The following is a 17946-nucleotide window of genomic DNA, read 5'->3' on the forward strand; positions in this document are numbered from 1 at the left end:
TCCCCGCGGCCGCAGCGCCTTCGCGGGCGCAACGCATTGGAGTAAGCTGTGCCTCCTCAAGAACCTGGAGCAGGTTCCAACGACCCACCTCTCGCGGAGCGGCCATGAGCGACACATCCAACAACTTCGGTTTCGGCAAATTCGTCCCCGGTTTTGACTTTCTGCAAAGCCTGGCCAAGGGGGCGTCCAGCAGCATTCCGCAGTTGCCCAACCTCTCCAACTGGGTGGCCCCCACCATCAGCGTGGAAGAGCTGGAAAAGCGCATTGAAGAGCTGAAGGCCGTGCAGTTCTGGCTGGAGCAGAACTCGCGCGCGCTGGCCGCCACCATCCAGGCGCTGGAGGTGCAGAAGATGACCCTGGCCACGCTCAAGGGCATGAACTTCAGCATGGGCGATGTGGCCAACGCCTTCAAGCTCAAGACCGCCGACACGGTGATGAGTGGCGTGCAAAAGGCCGCCGACACCGTGACTGGCGCCGCCGAGGCCGTGGCTGGCGCGGCGGCCCGCGTCACAGGCCGCGCCGCCGCTGAAGAGGAAACCCCGGACGAGGCCGACGCCGAGCCTGCACCGGCTGCCAAGGCCAAGCCCAAAGCCAAGGGCAAGACTGCGGCTGCGGCCGAGCCCGCCGTGGTGGACCCGATGCAGTGGTGGGGTGCGCTCACCAGCCAGTTTCAGCAGATCGCGGCCAACGCCATGAAGGACGCGGCCAAGCAGACTGCCATCGACACCACCAAGAACATGGCCACCGGCCTGGCCAAGGAAGCCCTCAAGACAGCCACCGGCATGGCCAGCCAGTTTGCCGCCAAGGGCATGCAGACCATGCAGGGCGGTGCCAAGCGCGCGGCGGCGTCATCCGCAGGCGCCGAAAAAAAGACAGCTGCGGCCAAGAAACCCGCAGCCCGCAAAACCACTACGAAGCCCGCCGCCAAGAAGGCCGGCGGCACCCGCAGCCCGGCTGCCCGCAAGCGAGCGGGCTGACGCCAACGCGGGCGGGTGCGGCAGCACGCGGGTGGTGCCACGTTGCATCACCTCCCGCCCCGGCACGGAGACACTCACCATGAAACTCTTTCCCACCGGCCACGCCACCCACCCCCAGTGGCGCATGGCCGCTGCGCTGGTGCTGGCGCAGCTGCGCGCCCAGATGGCGCTGCCCGACTACGCATCGGCCCCCACCCTGGGCCTGCTCTACATCACCGACCACTACGCCAACGAAGCCCAGGCGCTGCTCGACTACCTGAGCGGCGAGCTGCCGGAAGTGACCGACTGGAGCGGCACCGTGGGGGTGGGCGTGTCGGCCAACAATGCCGAATACTTTGATGAGCCCGCGCTCTCGGTCATGCTGCTGGATGTGCCGGCCGACCAGTACCGCGTGTTCTCGGGTGTGGCGCCGCTGCCTGCCCATGCGCCGCACGCCGGCACGGGCTTTGTGGCCCACACCGCGCTGGTGCATGCCGACGGCCACACGCCGGACCTCACCGAACTGCTCGCCGAGATGGCTGCGCGGACCGACACGGGCTATCTGTTTGGCGGCCTCAGCGCCAGCCGCACGGCCAGCGTGCAGTTTGCCGTGGGCGGCGACGGCAACATCGCCGGGCAAGGCGGTGCCAGTGGGGTGTTTGACGGCGGCCTCTCGGGCGTGGCGTTTGGCGCGGGCGTGTCGCTGGTGTCGCGCGTCACGCAGGGCTGCCAGCCCGTGGGCGCGCTGCACACCATCACGGCCGCGCAGGACAACGTGGTGCTCGCGCTCGACGGCGAGCCCGCGCTCGATGTGCTGCTCGACACGCTGCAGGTCTCGCTCGACGGGGGCGACCCGCAGCCCGCGCTGCGCAAGGTGCGCGCCACGCTGGCCGGGCTGGTCAACGCCGGTGAACAACCGCAGGGGCAGCGCCGCACGGGCCACTTTGGCGCCGACACGCGCGTGCGCCATATCCTGGGGCTGGACGGTTCTCGCCGGGGCGTGGCGCTGGCCGACCATGTGGAGCCCGGCATGCATCTGGCGTTCTGCCAGCGCAACGTGGCGGCCGCACGTGCCGACCTCATGCGCATCTGCGCCGAAATTCGGGAGGAGCTATCGCCCGAAGAGCTGGAGCCTGCGCCGATGCTGTCGTCCGATGCCCCCGGCGGCCTCGATGCCGCACCGGGAGCCGCAACGCCCGCTGGCGCTCAACTGGCCATCGGGCGGCGCATCTGTGGCGCGATTTATGTGAGCTGCTCGGGCCGGGGCGGCCCGCATTTTGGCGGGCCCAGCGCTGAGCTGCAGATCGTGCGCCATGCGCTGGGCGATGTGCCTCTGGCGGGGTTCTTTGCGGGGGGCGAAATTGCTCACCACCATCTGTACGGCTACACCGGCGTGTTGACGGTGTTTGTGGACGGCGAGCCCTCACCGTCCTGATGTAGAAGAGGAAAGAGGGGGCTTGCCGGCAAGCAGTCCTCCCCGGTGGGTTCGGTCAGCCCGCGCCGTTCTCGTCGGACTCCGCTTTTTCCTCGGGCGTCAGCCGCGTGGCCAGGATCTTGTCGATGGTCTTGCCATCCATGTCCACCACTTCCAGCTTCCAGTCCTCCCACTGCACGGTGTCGGTCACCTTGGGCAGGCGGCCGGTCAGCAGCATGATCATGCCGCTGAGCGTGTGGTAGCGGCCGCGTTCTTCTTCGGGCACGGCATCCAGGTTCAGGCGGTCTTTCAGCTCGGGCACGGGGATGTGGCCGTCCAGCAGCCAGCTGCCGTCCTCACGCTGCAATGCCCACGAGGTCTCGGGGTCGCGCGGCTGAAACTCGCCGGTGATGGCTTCGATCAGGTCCTGCAGCGTGACGATGCCCTGCACCTCGCCGTATTCGTCGATCACAAACGCCATGTGCACGTCCGACAGGCGGAAGTTGTCCAGCAGCTCCATGCCCGTGATGGTCTCGGGCACATACAGCGCCGTCTGCAGTGGCTGGTCGGCCAGGCCGCCGCGCGCCTTGTCGCGCAGGGTGCGCGACAACCATTGGCGCGCATTGATCACGCCCAGGATGTTGTCCATGCCACCGCGCACCACCGGGAAGCGCGCGTGGTCGGACTCTTCGATGCATTTGAGGTTGTCTTCAAACGGAGCATCGATGTCCAGGCACACCACATCACCGCGCGGCACCATCAGTGAGCCGATCTGGCGGTCGTCCAGGCGGAACACGTTGCGCACCATGGTGTGCTCGTGCGACTCGATCACACCGGCCGTAGTGCCTTCGACCAGCATGGCGTGGATCTCTTCTTCGGTCACGGGGCTGCCGCTGGTTTCCTTCACGCCCAGCAGGCGCAGCAGGGTGCGCGTGGACGTGGACAGCAGCAGCACAAACGGCTTGGTGGCCAGTGCCAGAAAGTTGATGGGCCGCGCCACCAGGCGCGCAAAGGTCTCGGGGTACGACTGGCCGATGCGCTTGGGCACCAGCTCGCCCACCACGATGGAGAAGTACGTGATCAGCACCACCACCAGCCCGGTGGCCGCGTAGCCACCGTAGGGCAGGGGCACGCCCAGGCGCTCCAGCCACGATGCCAGCGGCGCTGCCAGGGCAGCCTCGCCCACGATACCGTTCAGCACGCCGATCGACGTGATGCCGATCTGGATGGTGGAGAGAAAACGCGTGGGGTCTTCGCCCAGCTTCACGGCAGCGGCGGCACCGCTATCGCCCTCATCAATCAGCTTTTGCAACCGCACCTTGCGGGCCGTGACCAGAGCGATCTCTGACATGGCAAACAGGCCGTTGAGGAAGATGAGGGCGAACAGTATTGCTATTTCCATACAAAGGGCGCCTTACGCGCCCTTGGGTGTTGATAAGCAACCCATTGTAAGGACAGGGGCCCAGTGGCCCCGCGCAGGTTCCTAACCACCTTCTGTGGGCAAGCCGGTCTCGTCCCATTCGGGCAGCCCCCCGCGCAGCCAGTACACCGACTGGAAGCCCTTGGTAGTGGCCACTTTGGCGGCCTTGTAGGACTTCCAGCACTCGGCGCCATTGCACGCAAAAATCACCGGCTTGGCTTTGTCCAGCCCTGGTAGCTTGTCCAGCGCCTGGAAGTCGTCCTGCGCCGCATTGAAGGCCACGTCCTTCAGGCTCTTTTCCACGTAGGCCGCAAACACGGCGCCCCGGATGCGTTTGGTCTTGAATTCCTTCTCGGTGCGCGTGTCCACCAGCGTGGCGCCCTGTGCGAGCAGGGTCTGCGCTTCGCGCGCGGTGATGCGGTTCACCCCAGGCAGGCTGGTGGGGGTGAACAGCCCCAGCTCGGCCACGCGGCGGTATTCCACCGCCTCCGGGCGCACCGAGACCAGCGGCAGGCCGCTGGCCGAGGACGACGTGCTGAACCACTGGGCCAGCTTGCTGCGCGCATCCGCAGGCAGGTCTTTCTTGACCACGATGGAGAACCCGCCCGGTACGGGCTGCGACGTAGCCAGCACCCGCGCGATACCGGGGTGCGCCGCCGACCATTCGGCCCAGTCGTCCTCGCGCACCACGGTGGCATCGGCCGTGCCCAGGGTCAGGGCCGTGAGGCCCGCCTGGGGGAATTTTTCGTACTGCACGGCCCGCAGATCCTGGAACGACAGCCCCGCCTCATTGAGCATGCCGCGCGCCATGTAGGTGTAGACCGAGTCCTGCTGGGGCAGGTACAGCCGCCGGCCTTTCATGGCGGGCACGGCGGCGATGGGCTGTAGCCCGACCAGCAGGTACTTGTCCGATTTGTGCGTGGCGCCCACCAGTTCGTAGCCGCGTTGCAGTGCAGATGCTGCCACTTGGGCTGGCGCAATGAAGATGTCATAGCCCGCGCTGCGGGTGGCGCGCATCACGTCGGACAGGTCGTCGCTGGTGGTCAGCGCCACAGATTGGCCCGCCGCCTTCGACAGGCCCGACTCGGCCGAGGTGCGCAGGATGGAGTGCGCGGCCTTGCGGGCCGTGGGCTCCACGACCACGATCGCCGTCAACTGGGCCAGCGCGGTGCTGCAACCCAGGCCCCAGAGCAGGAGCAGCCCGAGTGGTCGCCAGGATCGATTTTTGATGATGTTCATAGCGCTTTTCCTCTCCCCACAACAAAGCGCGAATATGCCCACGGCCTCCGCACCTGCGTACGAATGTTTCCGATGTTTTGTTCTTGTTACTTCTGCTAACGACGCCGCACGTGCGATGCGAGGGGCTGCCGCACAGAATGCGGGCTGGCCCGATGCCCTGCGCTTGCGAGGGGAATCGGGGGCGAAAGGTTTTGTTCACCCACTCTTTGGAGACGTTCGCATGAAAGATTCGATGACCCTGCCGCGCCGCCACATGCTGGCCGGAAGTGCTGCCGCCTTGAGCGCGCTGGGCCTGGCCGGATGGACGGGCAGTGCGCGCGCCCAGCAAGCCGCCGCCCCCGCAGCCAAGCCGCTGCCCGCCTATGCAGGGTGGAAGTCGCCGGATGCGCTGATCGTGCACAGCAGCAGCACCCTGGAAACGCGGCGCTCCGCGTTCGGCACCAGCGTCATCACGCCGTCCAACCAGCTGTACGTGCGCAACAACCTGCCCGCGCCTGACGCGGCCATCCTGGACAACCGCGACGCGTGGACGGTGTCCATCGAAGGGGTCAAAAGCCCGCGCAGCCTGACCCTGGCCGAGCTCAAGACGCTGGGCGTGGAAACCGTGGCCACCGTGTTGCAGTGCTCGGGCAACGGCCGGGGCTTTTTCCCCAGCAAGCCCAGCGGCACGCCCTGGTCGGTAGGCGCCGCGGGCTGCGTGGTCTGGAGTGGCGTGCCGCTGCGCAACGTGGTGGCGGCCCTGGGCGGGCTGGCCGACGGCGCGACCTACCTGACAGGTACGGGCGGCGAGAAGCTGCCCGAGGGGGTGGACCCGCTGTCGGTGCTGGTGGAGCGCTCGGTGCCCGTGAAGGCGATGGACGATGCGCTGCTGGCCTGGGAGATGAATGGCGAGCCGCTGTCACTGGCGCATGGCGGCCCGCTGCGGCTGGTGGTGCCCGGCTATCAGGGCGTGAACAACATCAAGTACGTCAAGCGCGTGGCCTTCGGCAGCGCGCAGTCGCAGGCGCGCATCATGTCGCACGGCTACCGCATGTCACCACCCGGCTCCAAGGCCAGCCCTGACCAGCCTTCGGTGTGGGAGATGGGCGTGAAGTCCTGGATCAACGGCCCCTTGGCCGACAAGGGCCCCCTCAAGCCCGGCCAGGTGCAGGTGCATGGCGTGGCCTTTGGCGGCACGCGCGGCATCAAGGGCGTGGAGGTGTCGGCCGACGGCGGCAAGACCTGGCAGGCGGCCAAGCTCATCGGCCCGGACCTGGGCCCTTTTGCCTGGCGGCAGTTTGCACTGCCCGTGCGGCTGGAGGCGGGCACCCATGTGCTGGCCAGCCGCGCCACCGACACGGCGGGCAATGTGCAGGCCGAGCAGCGCGAGGAAAACCTGGGTGGCTACAACAACGCCAGCTGGCGTGACCACGCTGTCACCGTGACCGTAGCCTGAGATGGGGGGGAGCAACGGAGCGCGCCGCCTTGCAGCGGCGCTGTGGGCCGCTGGCGCCTGTACGTCGGCTGCGGCCGCCGATCCCGCCGAACTGGCGCGCGGCAAGGAGCTGTTCACCAAGATCCAGCCCGCCTGTGCCGTGTGCCACACGCTGCAGGCTGCCGGTGCCGAGGGCCAGGTCGGCCCGGTGCTGGATGAGCTGAAACCCGACGCGGGCCGCGTGTTGCGCGCGCTCAAGGCGGGCATCGGCGTGATGCCGTCTTATGCAGAGCGCATGACCGAGAACGACATGTTGGCCGTGGCGCAGTTTGTGGCGCACGCCACGGGCGCGGCCAAGTAGGCGCAGCCTTTTGCACCGGTTGCAGCGTGGCCTCGCTGCAACCGCCTGCAACCGCGCGCTGCTTCAGGCCGCCGTGCGCGACGGCACCAGCGCCGACCCGGCTGCGCGCCCTTGCAGCCCCTGGAACGCAAACTCCACCTCGGGCACGCGGCCACTCACGATGTCGGCCAGCGCCTTGCCCGAGCCGCAGGCGTGCGTCCAGCCCAGCGTGCCGTGGCCGGTGTTGAGGAACAAATTGCCCACTTTGGTCTTGCCGATCAGCGGCACGTTGCTGGGCGTGGCGGGGCGCAGGCCGCTCCAGAACTGCGCCTGGGTGGTGTCGCCCGCGCCGGGGAAGAGCTGCTCCACCCGCCGCACGATGGCCTCGCAGCGCACTTGGTTCAGATGGCGGTCATAGCCATTCAATTCCGCCGTGCCCGCAATGCGCAGGCGGTCACCCCGCTCGCTGGTGTAGCGCGAGAACACGAGCTTGAACTCGTCGTCCGTCAGGCTCACCTGATGCGCCTTGGCCGCGTCCTTGACCGGCATGGTCACCGAGTAGCCTTTGGCCGGGTAGATGGGCAGCTGGATGCCCAGCGGCTGCGCCAGCAGCGGGCTGAACGAGCCCATGGCCAGTACAAACGCATCGCCGCGCACGCGCTCGAAGCGGCCTTCGGCATTGGTCACTTCCACATGGTCGATACGGCCACCCACCTCGCGCAGCGCGGTGATGTGGTGGCCCATGCGGAACTGCACGCCAGCCGCTTCGCACAGCTTGGCCAGCTCGCGCGTGAACTGGTTGGCGTCGCCGGATTCGTCCTCGGCCGTGTAGGTGGCACCCGCCAGCTGCGGGCGGATGTGGGCCAGCGCGGGCTCGATGCGCACGGCCTCGTCAGCACTGATCACCTGGCGCTCGCAGCCCAGCGCGCGCATCTGCTCGGCCGGGGCCAGGGCGCCGTCAAACTCCTTTTGGTTGGTATAGAAGTGCAGGATGCCCTGCGTGCGCTGGTCGTACTGGATGCCGGTGGCCGCGCGCAGCTGCTGCAGCGTGTCGCGGCTGTAGGTGCCCAGGCGCACGATCTGCTCGATGTTGTGGCGCATGCGTGCGGGTGTGCAGTTGCGCAGGAAGGACAGGCCCCACAGCCACTGCCGCATGTCGGTGCGCAGACGGAAGAGCAGGGGCGCATCTTCCTTGCCCAGCCATTGCAGCACCTTGAGCGGCGCACTGGGGTTGGCCCAGGGCTCGGCGTGGCTCACCGAGATCTGGCCGCCGTTGGCAAAGCTGGTTTCGGCGCCGGGCGAGCCCTGGCGGTCGATGACGGTCACTTCGTGACCCAGTTGTGAGAGGAAATAAGCCGAAGTCACGCCGAGCAAGCCGGCGCCCAAAACGATCACGCGCATGATTTTCAAAGCCTTTCTGGGCTCTGGCGCTAGAACAACATGCGCAGGCAGCTATGAATTCAATAGCGTGCAGCTGGCGCATGAATGCCCTGGCTGCCGCTCCCCCTGTCCTTGGTACCTGAGAGATTCACCGCCACCCACCCGGGCTGCGGCTTGCTCCTTCGGTGCGCTTCGCGTTGCGCGAGGCGGCTCTCCAGACGGCTTTGATGAATGGTGCAGTACGGGACCTGAGCGTGTATGGGAGTTTGCGCCTTCGGTGCAGCGGTGGCCTGTGCCTGCCGTGCTCTCCTGCGAGGCCGATTCTAGGGGGCAAGCCTGTGCGCCGGATCAACTCCGGCGGCTAATGGGGCGCAATCGTTGCTGATGCAGCGGGCGGGGCCGATGGGACAAGGTGCCGATAATCCCGCCGACCCTTGCACCACGGAGAGTTTTTGCCATGTCCCCCACCGCTTTGGACCCTTCCGCCAGCGCCGCCGTCATCACCCAGGCCCGGGAAGGGCGCACGCCCCGCCCGCTGGACTTTCCCGCAGGGCTGCGCCCGCGCGATGCCACCGAGGCCTATGCCGTGCAAGACGTGGTGGTGCGCGCGCGTGGCCCCATCGCTGGCTGGAAGGTCGGGGCTGCATCGCCCCAGGCGCAACCGGCACGCGCCGCGCTCACCCGGGATTCGGTGTGGGTGGCTGCAGCGGGCGAGCCCGTGTTGCTGGCTGCATCTGGTTTTGCCGTGATGGGGGTGGAGGCGGAATTGGTCTACGAACTGGGGGCCGACCTGCCCGCCCGCGCCACCCCCTACAGCGCCGCCGAAGTGCTGGCGGCCGTGGTGTCGGTGCGGGCCGCCATCGAGGTGTGCGACACCCGCTTTGCTGCCTGGGCGCAGCAGGGCGAGTGGAGCCGCCTGGCTGACCAGGCGTGCCACGGGGCGCTGGTTGTGGGGACTGGCACCGACGAAGTGGCCACCGCACAGCCCCTGGCGCAAGCGGTGACTTTGTCGGTGAACGGGGCCGTGGCCGTGCAACATGCCACCTGGGGCAACCCGGCGGGCGATCCGCTGCGGCTGCTGGTGTGGCTGGCCAACGAAGGCGCGCGCAGCCTGGGTGGACTGCGCGCGGGGCACTGGGTCACCACCGGGTCATGCACCGGCACCGTGCTGGTGGCGCCGGGGGCTGAGGTGGTGGTCGACTTTCCAGGGCTGGGGCAGGCGGTGTTGCACCTGCCATAAAGGCACAGGGCCTGGCGCCCTGGCTAGCCAGCGGAGCGTCGATCAACGATCAGTTGCGGCGCGGGTTGTCCGGCTGGTGGTCGCGGCGGTTGGGCACGCCGTCGCCGTCACGGTCGCGGTCATTGCGGTTGGCAATGCCGTCGCCATCGCGGTCCCAGCCGCCCCGGTGCAGTTCCCAGCGCCCGTCGCGCTGCTCCCACTGAGGTGTGCGATAGCGGTAGCCTGGCCGCACCTTTTCAAAGTGGCCTGCCACCCACACATGGCGGTGGCCCCGCCAGTCCCAGTAGCCAGGCACCCACACCTGTCCCTTGCGGGCGTGCGGAACGGCTTCGCGGCGGGGTGGTGGGGGTGCCGGGATGACGATGCCCTGCTGTGGGCCCGACTGCACGATGACAGTGGCTTGCGTGGCGGCCTGTGCCGGTGTGATGGCCCCTGTCAGCGCCGTCAGCGCTGTCACGGCCAAGGCCGCTGCGGTGAAGGTGTTGCGCAAGAAAGTGGCGTGGGTCATGGTGAACTCCTTGTCGTGTCTGGCCGACCGCAGGCACTGCCTGCGTCGGGCCGGGTGTTGCGTCTGTGGCCTCATCGTGGCCGGTGGGTGGTGGGGCGTCTGTCAGCCGGGCTGCCCATTGCATGTCGGCCCGCGCAGCGGTCCCACCAAGGGGGATCAGCGGCGGTACGGGTTGTCCGGGCGCTGGTCGTAGCGGTTGGGCACGCCGTCTCCGTCACGGTCCCGGTCGCGGCGGTTGGGGATGCCATCGCCATCACGGTCCCAGCCGCCGGGCTGCATGTTCCAGCGACCGCCATGTTCTACCCAACGGGGCTCGCGGTAGTGGTAGCCGGGGCGGGCTTTCACCCAGTAGCCCTGCATCCACACGTGGCGGTGGCCACGCCATTCCCAGTGGCCGGGCACCCACACCATGCCGCGGCGCGGGTGTGGCGCCACCTCGTAGCGGGGTGGGGGCGGCGCCTGGTACTGCACGCGCACCGGGGCGGGTTGCTGGTAGACAGGCGTACCTGCCTGGATGACAACGGTGGCGCTGGTCTGCGCCTGCGCCGCGCTCGCGGCGCCCAGCGACAGCAGGGCGATGGACACAGCGGCAAGTGCTTTGCGGGCCATAAGGTTCTCCTCAGATGTGATTCCTTGCGGAACCGGAGACTTCATGGTGCGCACGCTGCGTCAAGCCGGTGTAGGCCAATTGCGAAGCTTTGTGAAGTTGTGTTGCCGACTTCGGAGGCAAACGGTTGCCGTGTGATTTTTGTCACGCCTGCTCAGGCATTCGGCGTCGGCGTCTCCATTCACCCGCCCGCGATGGCTTGCTTCAGCGCCACCACACCAGCAACGCGCACCACGCCGGGTGTCTGCCATGCGTGGCAAAGAACACCAGCACGCCACTGGCCAGGGTGGCAATGCCCACCGCGTCGGCGGCCCAGGCGCCCAGGGCCGCGTCCCAAGGTGCGGTGCCCAGGCGCCAGAGCAGAGCGCTCAGTGCCCAGCACAGTACCGAAGCCACATGCCAGGTGCCCCACAGAATGCGCAGGTGCGGGGTGTGCAGCAACTGCTGCGCCGTGCCAACCTCCGCGCGCCCCGCTGTCTGGTGCCCCTGCGTACGCAGCCTGCGAAACAGCAGAAGCTCTCCCAGCACCGAGTGCGCCACACCCACCAGGGCCAGCCCGGCTGCCGCCAAGGTCAACGCGGTGTTTGTCATTAGTGAACGGCCAACGCCTTGTGGGCGCGGGTGTGCACCTGGGCACCCAGCTGCGTCAGCAGGTGCATCAGCCCCATCCACATGCGCTCGAACGCGGGCATCTCGCCGGGGATCTGGGCGAGGTGCTGGCCCAGCACGCGCTGGTGCTGGCTGGGGGTGATGGGCGGCGGTGTTTTGGTGCCAAAGTCAAACACCGGCTGGGTGAAGGGCTCGATCTGCCAGGCCTGCATCTCGGCCAGCGCGGGGGCGAGTTCAGTGGTGTAGGCCTGCACGGTCAGGTCCTTGCGCAAGAGCCCCAGCGCCTGGTAGGCCTGCAGCACCTGTGTATCGCGTGTAGGGTCGGTAGGGGCGCGCAGCAGGGCAGACCACGCCTGCACCACCTGCGCACGGAATGCGTTGGGCAGGGCGCGCGTGCAGCCAAAGTCCAGCACACCCACCGTGCCATCGGGCGCGAACAGAAAGTTGCCCGGGTGCGGGTCGGCATGCACCCGCCCCAGCACAAAGATGCAGTGCATGAACCAATCCCACAGGTGCTGCCCGGCCTGGTCGCGCAGCGCCTGGTGTGGCTGTGTGGCCAGCCAGGCTTGCAACGGTAGCCCGGGCACAAACTGCTGCGTGAGCACCTGGGCCCGCGTGTGCGACAGGATGGGCTGCGCCATCACCACCCCCGGCTGTGCGGCGTGCTGGGCAAACCACTGCAGCTGTTCGGCCTCCTGCAGGTAGTCCACCTCGCGCAGCAGGGTGGCCTCGATCTCGGTCATCACGCTGTCCAGCACGGCATCGGTGGGCAGCGGCATGTCGGTGTGGGCCAGTGCGCGCAGCGCGGCGCGCATCAGCTGCATGTCGCTGGCAATGGTGGCGGCAATGCCGGGGTATTGCACCTTCACGGCCACCGTGCCGTGGCCAGCAAGTTGCGCGCGGTGCACCTGGCCCAGGCTGGCGGCCGCAAACGCGGTGGGCTCGAACTGGTCGAACAGCGTCTCGGGCTCTTGCCCGAAGGCCTGGCGGAACACGCGGCCCACCAGCGCGCGGTTGAGCGGCGGGGCCTGGTGGTGGGCGCGTGCCAGTTCGCTGCGCACGCCGTCGGGCAGCAGGCCCGGGTGCATGCTGAGCAGCTGCGACACCTTGAGCGCCGAGCCCCGCAGCTGCCCCAGCGCACCAAACAAAATGCGGCCCAGCGCTGCCTCGTGCTCTGCCTGCGCCTGGGCCGAGCGCTTGCGCGTGCGGTGTCCCAGCTCGGCCATGCCGATGCGCGCAGCAGCGAGCCCCGTGATGGCGCTGCGCGCCAGCTTGCCGGTGCGGGGTGCGTTTGCGTCAGTTTGGGCCATGGTCTGCCAGGCGCTGCGCCGTGCCGCGTGCAATCACGCGGTGGATCGGCGTGATCACCGCCATGTACGCATGGCCCAGCTTGTTGTGGATGTGCACCACCGTGCTCAGCACCACGCGGGGCGCGGTGCTGGGGGCGGCGGGCTGTTTGCAGATGGACACCTGCACGTCCAGGTGCTTGTCGTCCTGGCCCATCACCACCTCGGTGTCGCTCAGGTGTCGAATGCGGAAGATGCCCACGCGGTCGCCCACGCGGTAGCTGCGCGCGTCGCGCAGGGATCGGCCACTGGCGGGCGGGTGGCCGTCATCCAGCTGGCCCAGGTCCTTCAGGCCCACCAGGCGCACGGCCTTGTTGCGCACGAACATGAGGGCGCGTGTCCACGCCGGGGTGCGGGCCGCCACGTCCAGCCACGACTGCAGGGCTGAGCGCGCGGGGTGCCGGTCGGCCACTTCGTAGGCATCAAAAAAATCGGCCCCGGGCAGCGTGGCGTGGATGGCCGTGCCGGGCGGCACCTGGGTTGCGCGCGCGGTGGTGGGGGCGGCGAGGGCAGAGGACGCATTCATGGGGCGCTCTTTCTTTTGCGGGGCGTGGCGGGGCGCTGGGCGGCGGGGTCCTTCGTGGGGCCGGTGGTCGCCCGGGGTTTGCGGGGTGCGCGCGTAGGCTGCGCAGTTTTCGGGGCGAGGCCTTCGGCCCCGGCTCTACCGGCAGGGGGCTGCGATGCCCGTGCTGTGGGCGCGCTGGCCATGGCCTGCTGGGCCATGTGCAGCATGCCCATCAGGCTGCTGCCGTGTTGCACCATGCGGGCCATCTGGCTGCGCAGCACAAAGCCGCCCAGTTGCAGCACACGGTTGACTAGCCCGCCGCGCAGCGCCTGCACCAGCACGCCCAGCGACAGGTCCACCAGCTGCGTGGTGTCGGCAAATTCGTCGGAGGTGTCGGCCAGCCAGTACGTCACCACGCCTGCGAGGTAGTCGGTGTAAAGGCTGCCTGCCAGGCCCTTGAAGTCGCAGGGCTCAATCTCGCCGCTGGCCTCGGCCGCTTCCAGAAAGCTCGCCACCGCCTCGCGCAGGTTCTGGCGCGCGGCCAGCGGCTCGGCCAGCATCGACAGCGGCGAGCGCCGCGCCAGACCGCGCACCTGGGCCACAAACTCGCGGTCGGCCAGCAGGCGCTCCAGCACGGCATCGGTCAAGCGCTGCAGCTTTTCTTGCAGGCCGTAGCCCGCAAAGCCCGGCGTCTGCAGCGTGTCGGCCAGCGCCTGGTGGGCCACATCGTCCAGGTAGCCCAGCACGATGCGGTCCTTGGTGGGGAAGTATTTGTAGATCGTGGCGTCGCCAATGCCGGCGGCGCGTGCGATGTCTTTCATCGTTGTGCCGTCAAAGCCCTGGCGGGTCATGAGGTCCACCGCGCTGGCCACGATCTGGCGGCGCGTGGCGTCTTGCTGCTGGCGGGTGGTTTTCATTTGACTATTCTTAAATTGATTAAATTTGCAATTTAAAGAATAGTTATTTCTGTTTATGGCGTCAAGCCACCTCTTGGCAGGCGCAAGCAGGGGTTTTGAGGCGTTTTTAGCCTCAAGTGCATGTATTTCATGCGCTGATAGCTATCAAAAAGATAGTAAATGGAGGCTGGTTCATGGCGCTGCGGCCAGTCCCTGCACCTGTGAGGCGGCCGCTGCGCTCAACCAAAGGCAGAAGTTGGCTGGCAGCGACGGCTGCTGCTTGCAGGGGCCCGCGAAATCGGCGGGAGGCCTACCGCCGCATGCTGGCAAACGCCTCGAACTCCCAGCTGCGCATGGCCAGCAGCAGGGTGTAGCCCTCGCGCTCGCGGTCGGGCAGCTTCTGGTCGGCCAGGTGCTGCTGGGCAAAGTCCTGCGCCACGCGCTGCATGCGCTCCATGAAGGCGGGCGCCAGACTGCGGCTGATGTTGCCGTGCACCAGCAGCACGCCTTCGCCCAGTCCGTCAAAGCCGCCCGCAAAGTAGTCCAGCAGCGCATGGTCGCGGAAGTAGTTCATCACTGGCCCATGCGGGCGCCAGCGGAAGGTCTTGGCCAGCTTGAGGCGGTAGCGGTTGAGCGGCCGCAGCTCGATGATGCCGATGCGGTCCAGCTGCGCCAGGTACTTGATGCCCTCGGCCTCGGTCAGGCGGTAGTAGTCCGTTACCTGCTCCAGCGTCCACTGGCTCAGCACACAGATCGCCATCAGCAGCAGCTTCTTGTCGGCCACCACGGCCTTTTCCTGCTCGTGGGTCAGCTCTTTCAGCAAGGGCTGCTCGTCGGCCACGCGCCGCGCCAGGTCGGCAAAGTCCAGCGCCAGCGCGCGGCAGATGGCGTCGATGCGCGACAGCGGCATGTCGCCCTTGGCCAGCATGCGCTTGACGCTGGACTCGGCCATGCCCAGCGCCTGCGCCAGGTCGGCGTAGGTCATCTGAGCGGTCTTGAGTTCTTTTTTCAGGGCGGTGACGAGGTCGGCGGTCGTGCTCATGGTGCGGGGCTCCTGGGTATCAATTATCAATACCCGAAGGTGCGCGGGTAGCCCCTTGCGCGACTTTTTAAGGCGGCCGATGGCGCCGCTGCCCACACTGCGCGGCATCGTTCACTTTCTACGGTGTGTGTGATGCGTATTGCTTCTGTGACTCCTCTTCGTTTGCGCGGCCTGCCAACGCTGCCGCGCCTGTCCTGTGCGGAAACCGGCCTGCTGCTGGGCGTGGCCACGCTGCTCGCGCTGGCGCTGTTTGGCCCGGGGCTGCCCGCCAGTCAGCACCAGCATGACTTTGCCGACCAGCGCACGCTGTGGGGCATTCCCTGTGCGCTCGATGTGTTGAGCAACCTGGCCTTTGCCTTGGCAGGTGCATGGGGTTGGTGGGAGCTGCGCCGTGTGCCGCCGGGCGCGCTGGACGCCACCTCCCGTGCGCTGGCAGCGCTGTTCTTTGGTGGGCTGCTATGCACTGCCGCAGGCTCGGCGCTGTACCACTGGCAACCGCAGGACGCAGGCTTGCTGTGGGACCGTCTGGGCATGGTCCTGCCCTTTGCGGGGCTGCTGGGTCTGGCGGCTGCCACCCGGGTGAGCGCGCGGGCGGGCGTGGCCGCCGCTGGCACCGTGCTGCTGGCCGGGCCGATGGCGGTTTGGGTCTGGGTGCACACCGGCAACCTGTTGCCCTGGGCCGTGGTGCAACTGGGCGGTCTGCTGGTGGTGCTGGGGCTGGCATGCCTTCCACGCCGGGTCGATGGTCTGGCGCTGCACCTGGGCGTGGTGGTGCTGTTGTACGCCCTGGCCAAGCTGCTGGAGACGGCAGACCACTCGGTGTTCGAGGCCACGGGCGGATGGGTGTCAGGCCACAGCCTCAAACATGTGCTGGCGGCGGGCGCGGCCTGGCCGGTGCTGGCGGCACTGGGGTCGCTGGTGGCTTTGCGCCACAGTGACACGGCGGCGATGCCGCTGGTCATGCCGTCCGGGCAGAATGGCGCCCACGCCGTGGGTGTCGCCCGCAGATCCGGCGCATGAAGCGCAGGTCCGGAAAATTCCAACAAGCCAACCCATCGGAAACGAGGAGAAACGCATGAGCCCCGACACCGCCTCCACCAGCGTGGCCCCCGCGCCCACGCACGAGGACCCGAACCAGTTTGCCTTGCTGCGCCAGCGGCGGTTTGCGCCATTCTTCTGGACCCAGTTCTCCGGCGCGGCCAACGACAACCTCTTCAAGTTCGCCTTCACGGTGATGGTGACCTACCAGCTCAGTGTGGACTGGCTGCCGCCCGCGATGGCGGGGCTGGTGATTGGCGCGTTGTTCATCCTGCCGTTCCTGCTGTTCTCGGCCACATCGGGCCAGCTGACCGACAAGTACGACAAGACGAAGATGATCCGCTTCGTGAAGAACCTGGAGATCGCCATCATGCTGGTGGCGGCCGTGGGCTTCATCGCGGGCAACATCCCCATCCTGCTGCTGTGCACCTTCTTGATGGGCGTGCACTCCACGCTGTTTGGCCCGGTCAAGTTTGCGTACATGCCCCAGGTGCTCAACGAGCGTGAGCTGACGGGCGGCAACGGCATGGTCGAGATGGGCACGTTTGTGGCCATCTTGCTGGGCAATGTGGCCGGTGGGTTGCTGGTGGCGTTGCCCGGCATCGGTCACACCACCGTGGCCGTGGCCTGTGTGGTGGCGGCCCTGGCGGGACGCGCGGTGGCGCAGTTCATTCCCTCGGTGCCGGCCACCGACCCGGGGCTCACCATCAACTGGAATCCCTTCACCGAAACCTGGCGCAACCTGAAGCTGGCGCACGAGAACATCGTGGTGTTCCGCTCGCTGTTGGGCATCAGTTGGATGTGGTTCTTTGGCGCGGTGTTTCTGAGCCAGTTCCCCAGCCTGGCCAAGAACGTGCTGCATGGCAACGAGCAGGTGGCTTCGCTGCTGCTGGTGGTGTTCTCCATCGGCATCGGTGTAGGCTCGCTGCTGTGCGAGGTGCTGTCGCGCCGCCATGTCGAGATCGGCCTGGTGCCACTGGGCGCCATCGGCATGAGCGTCTTTTCCATCGACCTGTACTTTGCATCGCGCAGCCTGCCGCCTTCCGAGATCATGGGCCTGGCCGCCTTCATGGCCCAGGGCGCCCACTGGCGCGTGATGCTGGACCTGGCGCTGCTCAGCCTGTTTGCGGGCCTCTACAGCGTGCCCATGTACGCGCTGATCCAGATGCGCAGCCAGCCCACACACCGCGCGCGCATCATCGCTGCCAACAACATCCTCAACGCGCTGTTCATGATCGGCAGCTCGCTCATCGCCGGCGCCCTGCTGGGCGCGGGCTTCACGGTGCCGCAGATCTTCCTGTTCACCGGCCTGGCCAACGCCGTGGTGGCGTTCTACATCTTCATGCTGGTGCCCGAGTACCTGCTGCGCTTCATCGCGTGGGTGTCGTCGCGGTTCGTGTATCGCTTCAAGGTGCAGGGCGATGAAAACCTGCCGTCCACCGGCGCCGCCATCCTGGCCTGCAACCACGTGAGCTTTGTGGACGCCGTGCTGCTCATGGCCGCCAGCCCGCGCCCCATCTACTTTGTGATGGACCACCGCATCTTCCGCGTGCCCGTGCTGGGCTGGCTGTTCCGCCTGGCCAAGGCGATCCCGATTGCGCCGTACAAGGAAGACCCGAAGACCTACGAAGCCGCCTTTGACCGCGCTGCCCAGGTGTTGCGTGAGGGTGATTTGCTCGCCATCTTCCCCGAGGGCGGCATCACCAAGGACGGACAGCTGCAGGAGTTCAAGGGCGGCATCATGAAGATCATCGAACGGGCGAAGGCCGAGGGTGTCGAGGCCCCGGTGATCCCCATGGCGCTGACCAACCTGTGGGGCTCGTACTTCAGCCGCATTGAAAAGGGCGGCGCCATGGTGCGGCCGTTCCGCCGGGGCTTCTATAGCCGCGTGGGGCTGAATGTGGGCTCTGCCGTCGCGCCGACCGAGGTGCAGCCCAAGCTGCTGCGCGAGCGGGTGCAAAAGCTGCTGACGGCCTGACCGAGGGGCGTGCG

Annotated in this window: 17 protein-coding genes and 1 riboswitch; of the genes, 7 read left to right on the top strand and 10 right to left on the bottom strand. The window is 67.6% G+C overall.

The genetic code is table 11. The annotated features are described in order from the left end of the window. The first annotated feature begins 104 nt into the window (after nt 1-104). Together ACT531_RS16830 and ACT531_RS16835 are read left to right on the top strand one after the other, a co-directional pair. Nucleotides 105-977 carry a PhaM family polyhydroxyalkanoate granule multifunctional regulatory protein gene (locus tag ACT531_RS16830; RefSeq protein ID WP_343735661.1) on the top strand — a complete coding sequence of 291 codons (873 nt, stop codon included), beginning with the start codon at nt 105-107 and terminating at the stop codon, nt 975-977. A 79-nt stretch (nt 978-1056) separates the two neighbouring features. Then, a complete protein-coding gene (locus ACT531_RS16835) occupies nt 1057-2391 on the top strand; it encodes an FIST signal transduction protein (RefSeq protein ID WP_476018149.1) in 1335 nt (444 codons plus the stop codon). A 55-nt stretch (nt 2392-2446) separates the two neighbouring features. On the opposite strand, the gene ACT531_RS16840 is transcribed toward ACT531_RS16835, so the two are convergent. Continuing rightward, complete coding sequence (locus ACT531_RS16840) at nt 2447-3772, bottom strand: hemolysin family protein (protein WP_015015997.1); 1326 nt, start codon at nt 3770-3772, stop codon at nt 2447-2449. 81 nt (nt 3773-3853) lie between these two features. Further along, nucleotides 3854-5029: a rhodanese-like domain-containing protein gene (locus tag ACT531_RS16845; protein WP_476018150.1), complete on the bottom strand. Its 1176-nt coding sequence runs from the start codon at nt 5027-5029 to the stop codon at nt 3854-3856. Between the two features lie 220 nt (nt 5030-5249). On the opposite strand from ACT531_RS16845, the gene sorT reads away from it, so the two are divergent. Together sorT and sorU are read left to right on the top strand one after the other, a co-directional pair. After that, nucleotides 5250-6464: a SorT family sulfite dehydrogenase catalytic subunit gene (sorT, locus tag ACT531_RS16850; protein ID WP_476018151.1), complete on the top strand. Its 1215-nt coding sequence runs from the start codon at nt 5250-5252 to the stop codon at nt 6462-6464. Between the two features lies 1 nt (nt 6465). Then, complete coding sequence (gene sorU / locus ACT531_RS16855; protein ID WP_476018152.1) at nt 6466-6804, top strand: SorU family sulfite dehydrogenase c-type cytochrome subunit; 339 nt, start codon at nt 6466-6468, stop codon at nt 6802-6804. Between the two features lie 63 nt (nt 6805-6867). On the opposite strand, the gene ACT531_RS16860 is transcribed toward sorU, so the two are convergent. Continuing rightward, nucleotides 6868-8184: a D-amino acid dehydrogenase gene (locus ACT531_RS16860; RefSeq protein ID WP_476018153.1), complete on the bottom strand. Its 1317-nt coding sequence runs from the start codon at nt 8182-8184 to the stop codon at nt 6868-6870. A 95-nt stretch (nt 8185-8279) separates the two neighbouring features. Next, nucleotides 8280-8391, bottom strand: a riboswitch (glycine riboswitch). A 229-nt stretch (nt 8392-8620) separates the two neighbouring features. On the opposite strand from ACT531_RS16860, the gene ACT531_RS16865 reads away from it, so the two are divergent. Next, on the top strand, nt 8621-9403 hold the full coding sequence (locus tag ACT531_RS16865) for a 2-keto-4-pentenoate hydratase (RefSeq protein WP_476018154.1): 783 nt from the start codon (nt 8621-8623) through the stop codon (nt 9401-9403). A 49-nt stretch (nt 9404-9452) separates the two neighbouring features. On the opposite strand, the gene ACT531_RS16870 is transcribed toward ACT531_RS16865, so the two are convergent. The 7 genes from ACT531_RS16870 to ACT531_RS16900 all read right to left on the bottom strand — a co-directional run bounded on the left by ACT531_RS16870 (nt 9453) and on the right by ACT531_RS16900 (nt 14916). Beyond that, on the bottom strand, nt 9453-9911 hold the full coding sequence (locus ACT531_RS16870; RefSeq protein ID WP_291444243.1) for a hypothetical protein: 459 nt from the start codon (nt 9909-9911) through the stop codon (nt 9453-9455). 156 nt (nt 9912-10067) lie between these two features. Next, the gene (locus tag ACT531_RS16875; RefSeq protein WP_015015990.1) at nt 10068-10520 is read right to left on the bottom strand and encodes a YXWGXW repeat-containing protein; all 453 of its coding nucleotides are present in this window, start codon (nt 10518-10520) and stop codon (nt 10068-10070) included. 202 nt (nt 10521-10722) lie between these two features. Beyond that, entirely contained in the window at nt 10723-11109 is a 387-nt protein-coding gene (locus ACT531_RS16880; protein ID WP_476018155.1) for a hypothetical protein, read from the bottom strand. Beyond that, nucleotides 11109-12437, bottom strand: coding sequence for an ABC1 kinase family protein (locus ACT531_RS16885; protein ID WP_476018156.1), 1329 nt, complete (start codon nt 12435-12437; stop codon nt 11109-11111). Before ACT531_RS16885 ends, ACT531_RS16880 begins: the two co-directional genes overlap by 1 nt. Further along, a complete protein-coding gene (locus ACT531_RS16890; RefSeq protein WP_476018157.1) occupies nt 12424-12999 on the bottom strand; it encodes a DUF2867 domain-containing protein in 576 nt (191 codons plus the stop codon). Before ACT531_RS16890 ends, ACT531_RS16885 begins: the two co-directional genes overlap by 14 nt. Beyond that, nucleotides 12996-13895, bottom strand: coding sequence for a TetR/AcrR family transcriptional regulator (locus tag ACT531_RS16895; RefSeq protein ID WP_476018158.1), 900 nt, complete (start codon nt 13893-13895; stop codon nt 12996-12998). Before ACT531_RS16895 ends, ACT531_RS16890 begins: the two co-directional genes overlap by 4 nt. A 289-nt stretch (nt 13896-14184) precedes the next feature. Then, the gene (locus tag ACT531_RS16900) at nt 14185-14916 is read right to left on the bottom strand and encodes a helix-turn-helix domain-containing protein (protein WP_476018159.1); all 732 of its coding nucleotides are present in this window, start codon (nt 14914-14916) and stop codon (nt 14185-14187) included. Nucleotides 14917-15048: 132 nt separating this feature from the next. On the opposite strand from ACT531_RS16900, the gene ACT531_RS16905 reads away from it, so the two are divergent. Continuing rightward, complete coding sequence (locus tag ACT531_RS16905) at nt 15049-15936, top strand: hypothetical protein (RefSeq protein ID WP_476018160.1); 888 nt, start codon at nt 15049-15051, stop codon at nt 15934-15936. A gap of 55 nt (nt 15937-15991) precedes the next feature. Next, nucleotides 15992-17932 (top strand): MFS transporter, encoded by a 1941-nt coding sequence (locus ACT531_RS16910; protein WP_476018161.1) that lies wholly within the window; start codon nt 15992-15994, stop codon nt 17930-17932. The last annotated feature ends 14 nt before the right edge of the window (nt 17933-17946 follow it).

The sequence above is a fragment of the Acidovorax sp. DMC1 genome, assembly GCF_056314325.1.